This is a genomic window from Acrocarpospora catenulata, from assembly GCF_018476525.1.
GTDB classification, from domain to species: Bacteria; Actinomycetota; Actinomycetes; order Streptosporangiales; family Streptosporangiaceae; genus Acrocarpospora; species Acrocarpospora catenulata.
The window spans coordinates 1-993 of sequence record NZ_JAHCST010000120.1 but is presented as its reverse complement, the minus strand read 5'-3'; the positions used below and the strand labels follow the sequence as shown (position 1 = coordinate 993).

Below are 993 nucleotides of genomic sequence, written 5' to 3'. Positions count from 1 at the left end.
CGCGCCCTGATTGGCGCCCTGGTTCGCGCCCTGGTTAGCGCCCCCGTTCGCGCCCTGGCTGGTGCCCTGGTTGGTGCTCCCGCCTGGGCCTCCCCCGGGACCCCCACCCGTGCCTCCGCCGGTCAAGCCCGCGAGGCTGTTCGCAAGGTCGCCGCCGCCGAGGCCCGCCAGGCGGCTGCCTCCGGCGCTGAAGAAGATTCCCGCCCACATCTTCTTGAACACGCCGGTGGCCGGGCCCTGGCCGGTCGCGTTCGGGAAGAGGGCGTCGGCCAGGTCGTACCAGGTGACCTGGGGAGCGATCGCGTCGATCCGGTCGTCGTAGGCGGCGGTCATCAGGGCGATCGCGCCGCCGTATGAGCCGCCCGCCATGCCCACCCGGGGATCGCCGGGCGCGTCCAGGCGTACCTCCGGACGTGCGGCCAGCCAGTCCACCAGCTGCTTGACGTCCTTGACCTCGTAGTCGGGAGAGTTCAGGGCGATCTCCCCGGTGGACCTGCCGAAGCCCCGCGCCGACCAGGTGAGCACCGCGTACCCGCGCTGCGCCAGCCGCTGCGCCTGCTCCCGCACGCTGTTCTTGCTGCCCCCGAACCCGTGCCCGAGCAACACCGCGGGCGCCCGCCCGCCCCCCACCGGCGGAAAGAAGCTGGCGTCCAGCGTCACCCGCTGATCGTCAGCCGGCCCGTCCACCACCTGGATGGCCACATCCTGCCCCCGCGGCGGCTCCTCAGACGGCCAGACCATCCAAGCAACCCCCGCTCCCAGGACCACAGCCGCGATCACGACGGCCAAAACCCGCCGCCTGCCCGGAAACGTCATCCTGAGAGCTTACTTAGCCCCGCTGAGAGCCCGCTGAGACCCACCCAGCCGGGGTCGCCCAACCGGGCGGGTAGATGGGACCACCCGGCAACCAACGCTCCCACACGCGGAGGCGGTGGCCGACCGCCCCGGCGGAGCCGGGTCCGGACCCGAAGGGTCTGAAGGGTGGGTGGGTGG

Annotated in this window: 1 protein-coding gene; it reads right to left on the bottom strand. The window is 72.8% G+C overall.

Features of this window, described 5'->3' with window-relative positions; translation table 11 throughout:
- Positions 1-741, bottom strand: a 741-nt coding sequence (locus tag KIP79_RS45640; protein WP_250214944.1) for an alpha/beta hydrolase, incomplete at its 3' end; no start/stop codon positions are given.
- Positions 742-993: the final 252 nt, after the last annotated feature.